Annotated in this window: 14 protein-coding genes and 1 pseudogene; 4 read left to right on the top strand and 11 right to left on the bottom strand. The window is 72.3% G+C overall.

The window, feature by feature from the left end; genetic code table 11:
- Nucleotides 1-127: 127 nt before the first annotated feature.
- Nucleotides 128-943 (top strand): annotated as a pseudogene (locus ABZW18_RS22930) (EamA family transporter); the annotation flags it as partial.
- A gap of 204 nt (nt 944-1,147) precedes the next feature.
- Here the strand turns inward: ABZW18_RS22930 and ABZW18_RS22925 are convergent.
- The 3 genes from ABZW18_RS22925 to ABZW18_RS22915 all read right to left on the bottom strand — a co-directional run bounded on the left by ABZW18_RS22925 (nt 1,148) and on the right by ABZW18_RS22915 (nt 3,650).
- Nucleotides 1,148-2,002, bottom strand: coding sequence for an alpha/beta fold hydrolase (locus ABZW18_RS22925; RefSeq protein WP_356190252.1), 855 nt, complete (start codon nt 2,000-2,002; stop codon nt 1,148-1,150).
- 75 nt (nt 2,003-2,077) lie between these two features.
- Nucleotides 2,078-2,743 (bottom strand): NAD(P)-binding domain-containing protein, encoded by a 666-nt coding sequence (locus ABZW18_RS22920; RefSeq protein WP_356190249.1) that lies wholly within the window; start codon nt 2,741-2,743, stop codon nt 2,078-2,080.
- Between the two features lie 160 nt (nt 2,744-2,903).
- Entirely contained in the window at nt 2,904-3,650 is a 747-nt protein-coding gene (locus tag ABZW18_RS22915) for an SDR family oxidoreductase (protein ID WP_356190248.1), read from the bottom strand.
- Nucleotides 3,651-3,897: 247 nt separating this feature from the next.
- Here ABZW18_RS22915 and ABZW18_RS22910 point away from each other — a divergent pair, with 247 nt between their 5' ends.
- Nucleotides 3,898-4,662, top strand: a complete 765-nt coding sequence (locus tag ABZW18_RS22910) for a GntR family transcriptional regulator (protein ID WP_356190246.1) — start codon at nt 3,898-3,900, stop codon at nt 4,660-4,662.
- A gap of 330 nt (nt 4,663-4,992) precedes the next feature.
- On the opposite strand, the gene ABZW18_RS22905 is transcribed toward ABZW18_RS22910, so the two are convergent.
- On the bottom strand, nt 4,993-6,150 hold the full coding sequence (locus ABZW18_RS22905; RefSeq protein ID WP_356190244.1) for an ROK family transcriptional regulator: 1,158 nt from the start codon (nt 6,148-6,150) through the stop codon (nt 4,993-4,995).
- A 289-nt stretch (nt 6,151-6,439) separates the two neighbouring features.
- Between ABZW18_RS22905 and ABZW18_RS22900 the strand changes: the two genes are divergently transcribed.
- Nucleotides 6,440-6,877 (top strand): hypothetical protein, encoded by a 438-nt coding sequence (locus tag ABZW18_RS22900; RefSeq protein WP_356190242.1) that lies wholly within the window; start codon nt 6,440-6,442, stop codon nt 6,875-6,877.
- Here ABZW18_RS22900 and mug read toward each other — a convergent pair.
- From mug to ABZW18_RS22880, 4 genes are all read right to left on the bottom strand, one after another.
- Entirely contained in the window at nt 6,874-7,434 is a 561-nt protein-coding gene (gene mug, locus ABZW18_RS22895; RefSeq protein ID WP_356190262.1) for a G/U mismatch-specific DNA glycosylase, read from the bottom strand. The genes ABZW18_RS22900 and mug overlap by 4 nt on opposite strands.
- Nucleotides 7,431-8,864, bottom strand: coding sequence for an adenylosuccinate lyase (gene purB, locus ABZW18_RS22890; RefSeq protein WP_356190240.1), 1,434 nt, complete (start codon nt 8,862-8,864; stop codon nt 7,431-7,433). The genes mug and purB overlap by 4 nt, the downstream gene beginning before the upstream one ends.
- A 45-nt stretch (nt 8,865-8,909) precedes the next feature.
- Entirely contained in the window at nt 8,910-9,680 is a 771-nt protein-coding gene (locus tag ABZW18_RS22885) for an SGNH/GDSL hydrolase family protein (protein ID WP_356190238.1), read from the bottom strand.
- A 209-nt stretch (nt 9,681-9,889) separates the two neighbouring features.
- Nucleotides 9,890-10,522, bottom strand: coding sequence for a TetR/AcrR family transcriptional regulator (locus ABZW18_RS22880; protein WP_356190236.1), 633 nt, complete (start codon nt 10,520-10,522; stop codon nt 9,890-9,892).
- A 171-nt stretch (nt 10,523-10,693) separates the two neighbouring features.
- On the opposite strand from ABZW18_RS22880, the gene ABZW18_RS22875 reads away from it, so the two are divergent.
- Nucleotides 10,694-11,149: an ATP-binding protein gene (locus ABZW18_RS22875; RefSeq protein WP_356190234.1), complete on the top strand. Its 456-nt coding sequence runs from the start codon at nt 10,694-10,696 to the stop codon at nt 11,147-11,149.
- A 243-nt stretch (nt 11,150-11,392) separates the two neighbouring features.
- On the opposite strand, the gene abc-f is transcribed toward ABZW18_RS22875, so the two are convergent.
- The 3 genes from abc-f to ABZW18_RS22860 all read right to left on the bottom strand — a co-directional run bounded on the left by abc-f (nt 11,393) and on the right by ABZW18_RS22860 (nt 15,454).
- Entirely contained in the window at nt 11,393-13,024 is a 1,632-nt protein-coding gene (gene abc-f / locus ABZW18_RS22870) for a ribosomal protection-like ABC-F family protein (protein ID WP_356190232.1), read from the bottom strand.
- A 67-nt stretch (nt 13,025-13,091) separates the two neighbouring features.
- Nucleotides 13,092-14,114 carry a hemolysin family protein gene (locus ABZW18_RS22865; protein ID WP_356190230.1) on the bottom strand — a complete coding sequence of 341 codons (1,023 nt, stop codon included), beginning with the start codon at nt 14,112-14,114 and terminating at the stop codon, nt 13,092-13,094.
- Nucleotides 14,111-15,454 carry a hemolysin family protein gene (locus ABZW18_RS22860; protein ID WP_356190228.1) on the bottom strand — a complete coding sequence of 448 codons (1,344 nt, stop codon included), beginning with the start codon at nt 15,452-15,454 and terminating at the stop codon, nt 14,111-14,113. Before ABZW18_RS22860 ends, ABZW18_RS22865 begins: the two co-directional genes overlap by 4 nt.
- Nucleotides 15,455-15,536: the final 82 nt, after the last annotated feature.

Genomic DNA, 15,536 nt, shown 5'->3' with positions numbered 1-15,536 from the left:
GCTACGAACGCAAAGCCGAACACTTCCTCGCCTTCACCAGCATCGCCTGCACCCTCATCTGCTACCGCCGACTCACCAAATGAGATGACTTCTAAGCCGGACCGGCGGTATCCCTAGCGTCCTTTCCATGACCAACTACCAACGGCGCGGGGCGCTCCTCGCCGCCTTCGCCTGTGTTCTCGTCGGCGGGTCGTTCACCGCCAACAGCGTGCTCGGCGACTATCCGTACGCCGGTGGGCAGGCCATCCGCTACGGTCTCGCCTTCCTCCTCCTTCTCCCTCTGCTGGGCTGGGGCCCCCTTGCGCCGAAGGCCGGGGGAGCCGGGGCGGCGCTACGTTCCCTGAACGTCCGCCAGTGGGGGCGGCTGGCGCTCCTCGCGGCCGTCGGCATGGTCGGCTTCAACCTCGCGGTGCTGGCCGCGGAACGGACCGCCGAACCGGCCGTGCCCGGCGTCCTCGTCGGCTGTGCTCCCGTAGTGGTCGCGGTCATCGCCCCGGCCGTCGGCGGTCGCCGGCCCGCCCGTCCGGTTCTGTACGGTGCCCTGCTCGTGGCGGCGGGGGCGTTCACCGTCCAGGGCTGGGGCCGTACGGATGTGTCCGGCCTCGCCTGGTCCCTCGCCGCGCTGGCGGGCGAGGTCGGCTTCGCGGTGCTCGCGGTGCCGGTGCTGCGACCGCTCGGCCCCCAGCTGCTCTCGGCGGCCGCCTGCGGCGCAGCGGCTGTCGAGTCCGTGGCCATCGGTCTGGTGCTCGACGGTGGAGCGGGATGGCTGCGTGTGCCGCACGTGGCAGAGGCGGTGGCACTCGGGTGGCAGGCCGTCGTCGTCACCGTCGTCGGCTTCGTCTGCTGGTACACCGGAGTCCAGCGGATCGGCGCCGAGCGCGCCACGCTCTTCTCCGGCCTCATCCCGGTGTCCGCCGCGCTGACCGCGCCGGTCCTCGGCACGGGCGTCTACGGACCGGCGCAGGCGGCGGGCAGTCTGCTGGTCGGCGCGGGAGTCGTGCTGGGGTCCGGCGTGCTGGCGACCGGCGTCCCGGGCCCCGGCGGGCTGAGGCGTCGCGTGCTGAGGCGTCACGCGCCGAGGTCTGTCGGGCCGGTGCCCGCTCTGCCGGTCTCCGGAGCCCTGCGCTCAGGGTTCCTTCGCGGTCTCTCAGCCCGCCGTCGCCGGCCGGCTGCCGTCCAGGATGACCCGCGCGACCAGCGCCGGGTCGTCGCTCATCGGGACATGACCGCAGCCGGGGAGCCGTACGAGCCGGGCGCCGGGTATCGCGTACTTGGCCCGCACCCCCTGCCGGCGCACCAGCAGCCGGTCCCGGGTGCCCCAGGCGATGGTGACGGGCACGTCCGGGACGTCGCCGGTGAACAGCACATCGCGGCCGGCGGCGAGGGTGGAGTGGAAGCCGGTCGCGTTCCGCATCGCCCGGGTCTCGGCGACGGCGGCCTGCGGTGAACGCCGCCCCGGCCGGGCGTAGATGGTGCTGACCAGCGCCGCCCGGCCGACGGCCGAACGGGACAGCTGCTCCACGACGGGGTCCGGCAGCAGCCGTGCCCCGGCGCGCATGCCGCGCAGCACGCCGAACGCGTAGCGCCGCTCGGTCTCCGTCCAGAACCCGGCGGGGGAGAGGGCGGTGACGGACCGTACGAGCTTTTCGCGGCCCATGTCGAGGGCGAGCAGCCCGCCCAGCGAATTACCTGCGACATGCGGCCGGTCGATGTCCAGTTCCCCGCAGAGTGCGCCGAGCGCGGGGACCACCGTCGTCAGGTCGTGCGGCACGCCGTCAGGCAGTGCCGGGGACTCCCCGAAGCCGGGCAGGTCCACCGCGATGACGTCGCGCTCCGCCGCGAGGATACGGAACACCGGGTCCCATGCCTGACGGTGGTGTCCGATGCCGTGCAGAAGCAGCAGCGGTTCCCCGGAACCGCTGCGCTGGTACGTGACGGAGACCGGATGCCTTCCGGTGGGGGAGTCGACGGTGAAGGAGGCCGTGGCCACGGTTGCGGTCATGAGGACACTCCTCGACGACGGGTCAACAGGGTGAGACGCAGTGTCAGCAAGCATTACCCATGGTTAGCTTGAACTTCAAGAGGGTGAGCCCGAGCCCCGCCGGATTTCGTAATTGAAGTCGGCATGCCCGAACTTCTGCATCAGGGTGAACCACAGGGGCATCAGCATCTCGGTGCAGCGGGCAGCCTCGATGCCGCCCAGATCGAACACCCGGTCCGCGGGCCAGCCGAAGTCGCCGAGCAGCGCCACCGTCCGCGCCTTCGCCTCGTTGTCGTCGCCGCAGAGGAACAGCTGGTGCTCGCCGGGCACTCGGCCGGGAGCCACCATCACCCGGCAGTTGACGGTGTTGAGCGCCTTGACCACGCGCGCTTCGGGGAAGGTCCGCTGGATCCGAGCGCCGACGCTGTCGGACTCCACGGGCGACAGCCGCAGCCGTCCCTCCTCGAACGAGAGCGGATTGCACACGTCGATCAGCAGCTTGCCCGCGAGGTTCTCCGCGCCCGCGGCCTGCAGTGCCGCGAGCGCCGCTTGACCGCTGACCCCGTTGACCACGACCTCGCCGAAGGCGGCCGCGTCCTCGAACGTCCCGGCGCCGGCGCGGGGTCCGGCCTCGGCGACCCAGGCGAGCGCCTTCTCGTTGGCCTTCGTCCGGGAGCCCATCACCACTTCGTGGCCCAGCTCGACCAGCTTGCCCGCGAGCGTGCGGCCGACGTCGCCGGTGCCCAGTACCCCGTACTTCACAGCGCCTCCCGTAACGGGCCGCCGCCGTCCGGCGACCGCGCGTCCATTGTGCTGCGCGACGGATGACGACTCCCGGACACGGCCGCGTTCATTCGGGTGGGATGACGCGGTGGCCACCCGGACCACAACACGACCGAAGGAGGACTCCGGGGGGAGGTGCCTACAGCCCGCCGGCGACCCGCAGCACGGCCCCGGTGGTGTACGAGGCCTCGGGGGAGAGCAGCCAGGCGACCGCGCCCGCGACCTCGTCCGGATCCCCCGGGCGGCGCATCGGCACCCGGTCGGGGTGGCGCCAGGGCCGCTCCGGGTCTCCCATGGAAGCGTGGATATCGGTGAGGATCATGCCGGGCTGCACCGAATTCACCCGGATCCCCTCGGCGCCCAACTCCTTGGACAGGCCGATCGTCATCGCGTCCACGGCGGCCTTGCTCGCGGCGTAGTGCACATACTCGCCGGGGCTGCCGGTCGTCGCCGCGCCCGAGGAGATGGTGACGATGGCGCCGCCCCGGCCGCCGTACCGGGTCGACATCTCCCGTACGGCGCGACGTGCGCAGAGCAGCGCCCCCGTCACGTTCACTTCGACCACCCGCCGCATCACCTCGGGCGGGGTGTCCGCGAAGCGGCCCAGCGGTCCGGTGATCCCGGCGCTGTTGACCAGTCCGGTGACCGGGCCCAGCTTCTCCCTCGCCGTGTCGAACAGGACGTCGACCTCTGCCTCGACGCTGACGTCCACCCGGACGGCCACGCACTCGCTGCCGGTGGCGCGCACGGCTGCCGCGGTCTCCTCGGCGGCGTCCCGGGCCCGCTCGTAGCCGATGGCGATCCGGTGCCCGGCGCGGGCCAGCCTCACGGCGACCGCTGCGCCGATCCCGCGACTTCCGCCGGTGACCACGCTGACCTGCTCCATCGCCCCGCCTCAGGTATCGCCGATGATCGGCGACGCTACACCGCAACCCGTCCAGGACGCCTTGGAGGGGGTGCGCGAACGTCTTGTGAACGCTGTGCGGCACAGGCATGCGGAGAACTGCATCGGACGAGGATTGGTATTGACCAAGGGTGGGAGCCGCCCTATGGTCGCAGGGATAGTGCAATAACCTTTAATAAACAAGGGCACTAAAAATCCCGCGGGGGACACGGCGATTGCGGAGGACAGGGTGGGGACTACGCAGCTCGAACCGGTGCCTGAGCCGAAGTACTGGCACTTGAGGACCGTGCTCAGTGAGGCACTGGACTCGGATTTCGCGGTGGGTGAGATCCTGCCCAACGAGCGCGACCTCGCAGCCCGGTTCGGCGTCGCCCGGGCGACTCTCCGGCAGGCCCTGGAGCAGCTCGAACTCGAAGGCAGGCTGCAGCGCCGCCGCGGGGTCGGTACCACGGTGGCTCCGCCGCGGATGGGCGTGGCCGTCGGGGCCGAGCAGCACTCCTGGCCCGGCGCGAGCGGCGACACGTGGCAGCCCGTTGACTGTGCGGAAGCGAACCCTCCGGCCGCGGTCGCGGGGCTCCTCGACACGGACGCCGACGAACAGGTCCACACTGTCCGGCGCACCCGCATGACGCACGGCCAGCCGGTCGCGGCCGAGCTGCTGTACGTACCCGGCGGCTCCGTGCCGGGCCTGACAGCCATCGGCGCGCCTGCCGGTACGGCCCGCGCCCGGGCCGTACTCCGCGAGTTGCAGCGACTCGATCTCGAAGGCCAGGACCAGTCGGTGGAGCTGGGTTCGGCCCGGGCGGATGACGCCAAGGAGCTGGACCGGCTTCCGGGCGCGCCCGTGCTGGTGGTCACCACCCGCTACTTCGCGGAGGGCCGCACGGTCGCGGTGGCGGTCGCGACGTACCGCGCCGACACCTGCCGCCTCACGTTCGGTGAGAGTGGCGGCGTCCAGATCACGCACGCAGGCGAGGGCCGCCGCGCGTCCTGAGGCAGTTGCGGGCACCGGGGGCGGTCGAGGTGGCGGGACTTACCCGATCGGTCGGCGGCGGGGCTTACCGCTCGGCTGGTGGCGGGACTTGCCGCTCGGTCGGTGGATGGGCTCACCATCGGCCGGTGGCGGGCTCACCGAGTGGCCGCCCACCGGCCGTGCCCCGTCCCGGCAAGGACAACCGGCCTCAGCCGACCGGGCCGCCGCGCCGCAGCGGGGGTGAGGAACGTGGCCGGGCTCCCAGCGAGATGCCCGCGGACGCGATCGGGAGAATCACCCATGCCGGGACGCCGGCGAACGCCGGGGCACACCTCGGCCCGGGCCCACACCTCAGCGGCGAGCGGTGACCGTGCCCTCCACCGCGAAGAGCCGTTCCTCCACATGGTCCAGCGCCAGCCGCAGCGCGCCCGTGGCCACCGCCGCCTCGCCCAGCGTCGAGAGCTCGACACGCGGCGGCCGCAGGCAGTAGCGGGCCAACTCCCGTCGCAGCGGCTCCAGTACGCCGTCCAGCCCCGCGGGCCACCCGCCCACCACGACCAGCTCCGGGTCCAGGGCGAGGACGAGCGCCGCGACGTCGTGCACCAACCGCCGGATGAACCGCTCCACGGCGTCCCGGGCCAGGGGGTCACCCTCGCCAGCCCGCGCGAACACCCGCGCCCCCGCCGCCTCGTCGAGCGGGTGCAGCGGCTCCCCGGTGGTCGACAGCACCTGCTCCGGCTTGGCCTCCCGGCCCAGCAGGTGCAGCGCGCCGATCTCCCCGGCCGCCCCGCCGTACCCGCGGTGCAGCCGGCCGCCGATGAGCGAGCCCGCGCCCGGGCTCAGCCCGGCCAGGACGAACACGATGTCCTCGGAATCGGTACCCGCGCCCTTCCAATGCTCGGCCACCACGGCCGCGTTCGCGTCGTTCTCCACCAGCACCGGACAGCGGAAGGATCGCTTCAGGCGGTCGCCGAGCGGCAGCCCGGTCCATCCGGGGAGCGCGGTCCCCAGCGTGACGGTTCCGTCCGCCTCGACGATGCCCGGCGTGCCCACGCCGACGGCGCGCAGCGAGCTGCGGGGCACGCCCGCGCGCCGCAGCAGGTCGGCCACAGTCGCGCGGACCCGGTCCAGACGTTCGTCCGGCGACGCCGCCTCCGATACGTCGCGCGAAGCGGAGTCCGTCACCCGCCCCCGCAGATCGGCCAGCAGCGCCGCGACCCGGTGCGAGCCGATCTCGATGCCCAGCAGATACCCGGCCTCGGTGCGGAACCGGAAGCGGCGGGCAGGCCGGCCCTGGCGGCGGGTCCGGCCCTCCTCGGCGGGCACCTCCACCACCAGGCCGCTCTCGATCAGGCCCTCGACCACGCCTTCGACGGTCGGCCGGGACAGCCCGGTCAGCTGCACGAGGCCGGTCAGCGTGGTGGAGGCGCCGTCCCGCAGGGCGTGCAGCACCACCGCCGAGTTGATCCGTCGCAGCAGGGAAGGGTCCCCGCCGGTGAGCCGCCCCAACGCAGGCCTCCCTCCTGTGCGTGTGTGCGGGGATCGTAGCCGCTGAGCTGGGGCCCGGCGACCTCTGCGACCTGGGTGGACGGGGGAGGCCGGGCGCTGTCCGCGGCGGCGAACCTCGACTCGTACGCGGTGATCATGACTTGGGTGCGCGAAGGCGCGCTCCCGCCCCGGGCGTGTGAGCACCGGGAGCGACGGCCACCGACGTCGAAGAGGAGAAGGGGAGGGGGCCATAAAGCATTCGGTGCCTGACGGGCCGCCAAGTGTCAGGCGCAGGCGCTTTACTGACGATATGGACACCGTCGCACACCTGGCCACGATCGACCTGCTGCGTGCCCGTCCTTTCCCCTCGCGGCGTGGCAGAGCGGCCCTGGTCGAGAGCGGCCCCGGGTTCCACATCGCGGGCCTCCGCGTCAGCGAGGAGTTCTGGGACGCCGATCCCACGCGGGTGCTGGAGGTCCAGGAGGAGTTCGAATCCGAGCTGCGCGTACTCGTACAGACGCTGACCCGCCGCTGGGGCGAGCCCGAAGTCCTGCAACTCCTCGACCACTTGGAGCGCTCGGCGATGGGCCGACCTGTCCCGGCCCCGCTCGACACGCTGTGCGGCTACGTGCCCGAGCTGTACGCCTGGCGCATCGACAACCGCTGGGTCGGCCTCGGTCTGGGCCAGGGGGGCCGGGAACTGCCGTTCCAGTTGGTCGTCGCGATAGGGGAGGAGGACGTCCGCTAGGTGTCCTGCCCCGCGCCGCCGTCCGCGTCCGCGGCCTCCCGGAGCCGGCCGAACTCCTCCGCCATCGCCGTCGCGGACCAGTGCGCGTTCAGCCCGCTGGGATTCGGCAGCACCCAGATCCGGGTGGTGCCGATCGTGCGCTCCTGCGGGCCGATCCGGGCCTGCCGGTCCCCGAAAGCCACGCGATAGGCGGTGACGCCGACGACGGCGAGCCACTTCGGCTCGTACCGCCGCACCTTCTCCTCGAGGCGGCGCCCGCCATCCCGCAGCTCCTCGTCGGTCAGCTCGTCGGCCCGAGCCGTCGTCCGGGCCGCGACATTGGTGATGCCCAGCCCGTACCGGAGCAGCTCGCGCTGCTCCGACGGCTTCAGCTGCCGCGGCGTGAAGCCCGAAGCGTGCAGCACCGGCCAGAAGCGGTTTCCCGGCCGCGCGAAGTGGTGTCCCGTAGCCCCGGACATCAGCCCCGGGTTGATGCCGCAGAACAGCACACGCAGACCGCCCGCGACCACATCCTCGATCGTGCGGTCGCGGGCGGCCTCCAGTTCCTCGGGGGTCAGAGGATCGCCCCGGGTGTGTACGCGGCGGCCTCCGGGTGCTGCGCCGCGATCTCCTCGATGCGCCGTACGACGGCCGCGACCTGGTCACCGGCGGCGCCGGTGAAGGACAGCCGGTCGGCCATCAGCGCGTCCAGCTGCGCCCGGTCCAGCGGAATGCGCTCGTCCTCGGCGAGCCGGTCAAGCAGCTCGTTGCGCTCCACGCCCTTCTCGCGCATGGCCAGCGCGGACGCGACCGCGTGCTCCTTGATGACCTCGTGCGCGGCCTCCCGGCCGACCCCTGCCCGTACGGCGCCCATCAGCACCTTCGTCGTCGCCAGGAAGGGAAGGTAACGATCCAGCTCGCGGGCGGCGACGGCGGGGAAGGCGCCGAACTCGTCGAGGACGGTCAGGAAGGTCTCCAATAGCCCGTCGAGGGCGAAGAAGGCGTCCGGCAGCGCGACGCGACGCACCACGGAGCAGGACACATCGCCCTCGTTCCACTGGTCGCCCGCCAGCTCGCCCGCCATCGAGGCGTAGCCGCGGAGGATCACCGCGAGGCCGTTCACGCGCTCGCAGGAGCGGGTGTTCATCTTGTGCGGCATCGCCGAGGAGCCGACCTGGCCCGGCTTGAAGCCCTCGGTCACCAGCTCGTGCCCGGCCATCAGCCGGATCGTCTTCGCGAACGAGGACGGGGCCGCGGCGAGCTGCACCAGCGCGCTGACCACGTCGTAGTCGAGCGAGCGCGGGTACACCTGGCCGACCGAGGTGAAGGCGTGCGAGAAGCCGAGGTGGGCGGCGACGCGCTGCTCCAGCTCCGCCAGCCTGGACGGGTCCCCGCCGAGGAGGTCGAGCATGTCCTGCGCGGTGCCGACCGGGCCCTTGATGCCGCGCAGCGGGTAGCGGCCGAGCAGATCTTCCAGCCGCGAGTACGCCACGAGCAGCTCGTCCGCGGCGGTCGCGAAGCGCTTGCCGAGAGTGGTGGCCTGTGCTGCCACATTGTGCGAGCGGCCCGCGATCACCAGCTCGGCGTGCTCGGCCGCCAGCTTCCCCAGCCGTGCCAGCACAGCGACCGTACGGCTCTGCACCAGCTCCAGGGACAGCCGGATCTGCAGCTGCTCGACGTTCTCGGTCAGGTCGCGGGAGGTCATGCCCTTGTGGACGTGCTCATGCCCGGCGAGGGCGTTGAACTCCTCGATGCGCGCTTTCACATCGTGCCGGGTGATCTTCTCGCGTTCGGCGATCGAGGCCAGGTCGACCTGCTCGAGGACCCGCTCGTAGTCGGCGAGGGCCTGCTCGGGCACCTCGATGCCGAGGTCCTTCTGCGCGCGGAGCACGGCGAGCCACAGCCGCCGCTCCAGCGTCACCTTGTACTCGGGGGACCAGAGGACAGCGAGCTCCGCGGATGCGTAGCGGCCGGCCAGGACGTTGGGGATGCGGGGCTTGGCAGTCACGTAGCCAGATTCTACTTCCCGTTCCCGCAGGTCGGCGTCGCGGTCTCAGGGCTGGTACGGCAGCAGCTCCGCGCGCTTGGGCGGCAGCCCGTCCCCGGAGGAGCGGCCCGTCAGCCGACGGCCGATCCACGGGACCAGATGCTCGCGGGCGAACCGCAGATCGCCGGCCCGCCGCACGTACCAGGAGGACGGCGAGGCGGTCGGCAGCGGGACGGTCCAGTCGTCCTCGGGCCCGTGGCCCAGGGCCTGCCAGACGGCTTCGGCCACCCGGCGGTGCCCCTCGGAGTTGAGGTGCAGCCGGTCGTCCGCCCACAGCCGCGGATCGCTCAGCGCGCCGCCGCCGAAGAGGTCGACGACCACCGCACCGTGCTTCGCCGCCAGTCCGTCGAGATGGGCGAACAGCTGGTGCATGCGCGGCAGGAAGCGGGTCGCCATCGGGCCTCGCCTGGTCGGGCTGCGCATCAGCACCAGCTGCTTGCAGCTCGGGGCGAGCCGGGTGACGGCGTCCTCCAGCCGGTCGCAGACCTCGTCGAGGTCGCACTTGGGACGGAGGGTGTCGTTGAGCCCGCCGACCAGGGTGACCACATCCGCGCGCATCTGGGCGGCGATGTCGACCTGCTCGTCGACGATCTGCGCGATGAGCTTTCCGCGCACCGCGAGGTTGGCGTACCGGAAACCGGGGGTGCGGGCGGCGAGCCGTGAGGCGAGGAGATCGGCCCAGCCGCGGTACGAACCGTCGGGCAACCGGTCCGACATGCCTTCGGTGAAGGAGTCGCCGAGCGCGACGAGACTGGTGTAGGTTGCATCGATTTTCATGGCGGGCTGATCCTACTCCGCGGCTCGCGGCGGCCGGCCCGCGGCTGTCCCGTCGTGCGCGGGAGGGCGTCGCATCGCGCCTACAGGGTTGCCGGGAGAGGGTGTGGCCCGACGGTCCCGGACGACGAAGCTGCCGGGACCGTCGGGCCGCACATTGCGCGGGTGCGCAATTGCTGTGCCGCATATGCCAATTCGGGTCCGTGTCGCCTTTAAGGGAGATCGGGCGGCCCGGCCCCGTCGATTTCCTCCGCGATGGCGGGATCGATGTGGCGGAGTGCGGCCACGGTGAACAAGGTGGCGAATTCCGCGGCCGATCCGGTGTCCAGGGATTCGGCGGACAGCGCGTGGCGGGCACCTTCGACGGTCAGGCCGGTGATGAGGGAGGCGCACAGTTCGGCGCTCACTCCCCAGCGCCCGCGGCCGTGGCGCTCGGTGAAATCGCGGATGCGCTCGGCGATCTCCGTGGTGGCGGCCGTCATCAGCCGCTCCCGGGCGGCCGCGACCGTCCCCACCGGGTCGGCGCCGAAGAGCAGCCGGAATGCCGCAGAATGGCCCGCGGCATAACCGAAAAGCGTGAGCATGCCCGCCCTGACCTGACGCTCCAGTGGCAGCTCCGCGGCCGCCGCATAGGCCTGGAAAAGCCGGCGGCCCAGCGTTGCGGCGGCCCGTTCGCCGCATGCCCGATAGAGGTCCTCCTTACTGCCGAAATGGGCGTAGAGCGTGGGCTTGGTCGTTCCGGCGCGGGCGGCGATCTCCTCCATCGTGGCGGCGTGGAACCCGGAGTCGGCGAATACCGCGCAGGCGGCAGTGAGCATGTCCTCATCGCTGGGGCGAATGATCATGTACACCACTTTACTTCCCGGTAAAGCCAAATTAGTGTTTACCCGGTAGTACGCCGTGTGAGTGATCTTTTCCTGACAAGGGAGCAGAGCAGAAGGACCACCCGCAGCAGCAGTCATCGCCGGCCGGCGCCCCTCGGTGCCGGCGGTTCCATGGCCGTAGTGGAGAACCTCATGCACCACGCGCATCCCCCCGGGCGTCCGGAGGCCGCTCTCCCCCACATACCGGTGGGGCCCGTCCTCGGCGGCGTGCCCCGGCAGACCGGACGTACCGCGGGCCCCTGGCAGCTGCCGTGCAGCCCCGCCGCCTGCCGCCGTGCACGCGTCCAGGTCCGCGCCGTACTCGCTGAGTGGAACCTCCAGCACCACACCCACACTGCGGAGCTGCTCGTCAGCGAACTCGTCGGCAATGCCCTGATCCACGCCGACGGACCGCTCCACCTCACCGTCGAGCACCGGCACACCCTGCGGTGCAGGGTCGAGGACTGCAGCAGGCGACTGCCCCTGATGCGCTCCGCCGCACTGGACGACGAGAACGGCCGCGGCCTCACGCTGGTCCATCTGATGTCCGACGACTGGGGTGTCGACCACACCTCGCGGGGCAAGGCGGTCTGGTTCGAGCTGGGCTGATCCCGGCCCGGGCCCGGCCTCCTCGAACACCGTCTTCGGGTCGGCGGGCAGCATCCACTGTTCCGCGGCAGCGGCCTTCGGGTCGGCGGGCAGCATCCGCCGGCCCGCGGCAGCGGCTTACGGGTCCGTGAGCAGCGTCCACCGTTCCGCGGCAGCGGCTTACGGGTCCGTGAGCAGCGTCCACCGTTCCGCGGCAGCGGCTTACGGGTCCGTGAGCAGCGTCCACCGTTCCGCCGCAGCGGCCTACGGGTCCGCCGGCAGCAGCCGCCCCCCGGACATCTGCCGCCGGGTCCCGGTGAACCGCGACCGCAGCCGCCGGTCGTGCGACACCACCACCAGCGTGCCCGCGTACCCCGCCAGCGCCTGCTCCAGCTCCTCCACCAGCCCCAGCGACAGATGGTTCGTCGGCTCGTCGAGCAGCAGCATCTCCACCGGCCGGGTCAGCAGCCGAGCCAGCGTCAGCCGCCGCCGCTGCCCCACCGACAGGCCGTTCACCGGCACCCCGAAGTCCTCCTCCCGGAACAGCCCCAGATCCGCCAGCGTCTCCGCGTGATCCTCCGGCACACCCGGCAGCCCCGCGGCGAAGGCGGCCAGCAGCGGGCGCCGCGACGCGATGGCGGGCACCTCCTGCGGCAGACGGCCGATCCGCTCCGGCAGCCGGGTCCGGCCCCGGTCGGGGCGGAGCTCCCCGGAGAGCACCCGCAGCAGCGTGGTCTTGCCCGCGCCGTTCGGCCCCATCAACAGCAGCCGCTCACCGGGCGCGAGAGCCAGCCGTTCCACGGACAGCCGCTCACCGACCGCCACGCCCACCAACTCGGCCGCAGGCTCGTCCGCCTCGGCGTCCGCCGGGTCCCTTCCGCCCCCGATGGCCACCGTGAAGTGCAGCGGGCCGGGCGGCCGCGGCACCGGCTCCGCGCGCAGCCGGTTCAGCCGTTCCCGGGCGGCCCGCACCCGCCCGGACAGCTGTCCCTCGACCGACCGCTGGTGCTTCGTCCACGACGGCCGCTCGCTCATCCGCCAGCCGCTGCTCAGCCTGGCCGCTCCGGCCGAGGCCAGTTCCTCCTGGCGCTCGATCTCCTCGCGCCACTCCCGGTAGCGGCGCTCCCAGCGGTGCCGGGCGGCGGCCTTCTGCTGCAGATAGCCGGACCAGCCGCCCCCGTAGCGCTCCACCGCCCGCCGGTCCCCGTCCACCTCCACCACGGCGTGGGCGATCCGGTCGAGGAACGCCCGGTCGTGGGTGACCGCGACGACCGTGCCACGGTGAGCGCGCAGCCGCTCCTCCAGCCAGCCCACCGCCTCGTCGTCCAGGTGGTTCGTCGGCTCGTCGAGAAGCAGAAGCTCCGGCGCCGAAGCGAGGACGCAGGCCAGCGCGAGCCGGGACTGCTCGCCGCCCGACAGACTGCCGAGCAGCCGTTCACGGTCCAGATACGGCAGCCCGAGCGCGTGCAGCGCCGTCTCCAGCCGGGTCTCGGCGAGATAGCCGTCACGGGCCTCGTAGGCCGCGACCAGATCGCCGTAGGCCGCCACCTCCCGCTCATCCGCCGAGCCGAGGGCGGCCTCCGCCTCCCGCATCCGCCGCTCCAGCTCACGCAGGTCGGCCAGTGCGTCGTCGATCGCCTCCCGTACGGTCGACCGGCCCGGCAGTTCGAGGGTCTGCGGCAGATAGCCGGTGCCGCCCTCCGCCGTCACCCGCACCGTGCCCTCGTCCGGCAGTTGCCGTCCCGCGATCAGCCGGAGCAGTGTGGACTTCCCCGAGCCGTTGTCGCCGATGACGCCCACATGCTCGCCGGGGGTCACCCGCAGCGACACCCGCTCCAGCACCGGGCGGCCGGGGTAGCCCACCGATACCTCGTCCACCACCAGCTGGGACGTCATCCGCGGTCCTTCCCTGAGACTCGGGCCGTGCCCCTGGGCGCCACTGGGCCGTGTCACGGAGCGCCGGTCAGCCGGAGAGTGCCTGGCCGACCAGCTCCCGCAGCACGTCCTCCATGGTGACCAGCCCGGCCAGCCTCCCGTCCTGGTCGATCACCGCAGCGAGATGCGTACCCGTGCTGCGCATGGCGGCGAGCACATCGTCCAGCGGCGTGGAGACCTTCACCCGGGCTATCGGGCGCATCGCCGACGGCGGGAAGGGCACGTCCCGGGGCCGCGCGTCGAGCGCGTCCTTGATGTGCAGATAGCCGAGGATCCGGCCGTCCTCGTCGACCACGGGGAAGCGGGAGAAGCCGGACTCCGCGGACAGCCGCTCCAGCCCCTCGGGCGTCACACCGGACGGGGCCGCAACGACCTGCTCGACCGGCAGCACCACCTTGCCCACCGGCCGCCGCCCGAGCTCCAGGGCGTCCCGCAGCCGTTCGGTGGCCCGGTCGTCGAGCAGCCCCGCCTCGCTGGAGTCGGCAACCATCCGGGCCAGCTCGTCGTCCGAGAACGACGCCGGCACCGCGGTCTTCGGCTCCACCCGCAGCAGCTTCAGCAGCGCGTTCGCGAAGGCGTTGACCGCGAAGATCACCGGGCGCAGCCCCCGGGTCAGCGCCACCATCGGCGGGCCCAGGGCCAGAGCCGAGCGCACCGGTTCGGCGAGCGCGACGTTCTTCGGCACCATCTCGCCGAAGAGCATGTGCAGATACGTGGCCACGCTGAGCGCGATGACGAACGAGATCGGGTGGACCAGACCGTGCGCCACGCCGACGGCATCGAAGACCGGCTCCAGCAGATGCGCGATCGCCGGCTCGGCGACCACACCGAGGACCAGCGTGCACAGGGTGATGCCCAGCTGCGCCGCCGCCATCAGCGCCGAGACGTGCTGCAGGCCCCACATCACGCTGCGGGCCCGCCGGTTGCCCTGCTCGGCCAGTGGTTCCACCTGGCTGCGGCGCACCGAGATCATCGCGAACTCGGCGCCCACGAAGAAGGCGTTGACGACCAGCGTGAGCAGGCCGATGAAGAGCTGGAGGAACGCGCTCATCGGCCGGCCCCCTCGGACGGGATTCCGCCGGCCCCGGGCAGCGGCGCGTGCAGCCGCACCCGCGCCGCCCGCCGGCCCGTGGCGTCCACCACGACGATCGTCCAGCCGGCGACCTCCACACGGTCGCCCTCGGCCGGTATCCGGCCGAGCTCGGTCGCCACCAGACCGGCCAGGGTCTCGTACGGGCCCTCGGGCGCGCGCAGCCCGAGGGTCTCCAGCTGGTCCGTGCGCGCGGCGCCGTCCGCGTCGTACACCTCGCGCCCCTCCTCGTCCCTGCCCGCCGGTGCCAGATCCGGCACCTCCAGCGGGTCGTGCTCGTCGCGGACCTCGCCGACGACCTCCTCGATGATGTCCTCCAGGGTGACCACCCCGGCCGTGCCGCCGTACTCGTCGATGACCACGGCCATGCTGCGCTTGGCCGACAGCCGGTCCAGCAGCCGGTCGACGGTGAGTGACTCCGGTACGAGCACCGGCTCGCTCAGGATCTCGGAGACCGGGTGCCGCGGTCGCTCGTTGGCGGGTACGGCGAGGACGTCCTTGATGTGGGCCACGCCGATGACCGTGTCGAGGCTGCCGCGGTAGACCGGGAAGCGCGAGAGCCCGGTCGCCCGGGTGGCGTTGGCGATGTCCTCCACCGTGGCCTGCACGTCGAGCGCGACGACCTGGACGCGCGGTGTCATCACGTTCTCCGCGGTCAGTTCGGCGAGGTTGAGGGTGCGGACGAACAGCTCGGCGGTATCGGCCTCCAGCGCGCCTTCCTTGGCGGAGTGCCGGGCCAGAGCCACCAGCTCCTGCGGTCCGCGCGCGGACGCCAGCTCCTCCGCGGGTTCCAGCCCCATCCGCCGCACCAGCCGGTTCGCCGTGTTGTTGAGGTGCCCGATGAGCGGCCGGAAGGCCGTGCTGAACGCGCGCTGCGGGCCGGCCACCTGCTTGGCGACCCGCAGCGGCCGGGAGATCGCCCAGTTCTTGGGGACCAGCTCTCCGACGACCATCAGCAGGATCGTCGAGACGGCGGTTCCCAGGATCAGGGCGGTCGAGGAGGCCGCCGAGGCGGGCAGCCCGACCGCTTCCAGCGGCCCGGAGAGGAGCTTGCCCAGGGAGGGCTCGGCGAGCATGCCGATGACCAGACCGGTGACGGTGATGCCCAGCTGGGCGCCGGAGAGCTGGAAGGTGAGGGTCCGTACGGCCTTCAGGGCCCCGTCCGCGCCCCGCTCGCCGTCGGCCACGGCCCGTTCGAGCACGCTGCGCTCGACTGTGGTCAGCGAGAACTCGGCCGCGACGAAGACGCCGCAGGCGAGCGTCAGGAGCAGAGCGAGCGCCAGGAGGAGCACTTCGGTCATCGGTTCACCTCCGTCCCATGATCCGGCAGGGAGGTGGGGAGTGCGCGGTGTGCTCGATGGTGACTACTGGGAGGCTCGCCCA

This window comes from Streptomyces sp. NPDC004647, from assembly GCF_040609575.1.
Taxonomy (GTDB): domain Bacteria; phylum Actinomycetota; class Actinomycetes; order Streptomycetales; family Streptomycetaceae; genus Streptomyces.
The sequence above is the reverse complement of the archived record's forward strand: the minus strand, read 5'-3'. Positions and strand labels throughout refer to the sequence as shown.

What these genes read in the sequence shown, in the direction of transcription:
- ABZW18_RS22860 (WP_356190228.1), bottom strand. Translation starts at nt 15,454, where the DNA reads ATGACCGAAGTGCTCCTCCTGGCGCTCGCTCTGCTCCTGACGCTCGCC.
- ABZW18_RS22925 (WP_356190252.1), bottom strand. Translation starts at nt 2,002, where the DNA reads ATGACCGCAACCGTGGCCACGGCCTCCTTCACCGTCGACTCCCCCACC.
- ABZW18_RS22885 (WP_356190238.1), bottom strand. Translation starts at nt 9,680, where the DNA reads ATGAAAATCGATGCAACCTACACCAGTCTCGTCGCGCTCGGCGACTCC.
- ABZW18_RS22865 (WP_356190230.1), bottom strand. Translation starts at nt 14,114, where the DNA reads ATGAGCGCGTTCCTCCAGCTCTTCATCGGCCTGCTCACGCTGGTCGTC.
- ABZW18_RS22875 (WP_356190234.1), top strand. Translation starts at nt 10,694, where the DNA reads ATGCACCACGCGCATCCCCCCGGGCGTCCGGAGGCCGCTCTCCCCCAC.
- ABZW18_RS22915 (WP_356190248.1), bottom strand. Translation starts at nt 3,650, where the DNA reads ATGGAGCAGGTCAGCGTGGTCACCGGCGGAAGTCGCGGGATCGGCGCA.
- abc-f (WP_356190232.1), bottom strand. Translation starts at nt 13,024, where the DNA reads ATGACGTCCCAGCTGGTGGTGGACGAGGTATCGGTGGGCTACCCCGGC.
- ABZW18_RS22900 (WP_356190242.1), top strand. Translation starts at nt 6,440, where the DNA reads ATGGACACCGTCGCACACCTGGCCACGATCGACCTGCTGCGTGCCCGT.
- ABZW18_RS22880 (WP_356190236.1), bottom strand. Translation starts at nt 10,522, where the DNA reads ATGATCATTCGCCCCAGCGATGAGGACATGCTCACTGCCGCCTGCGCG.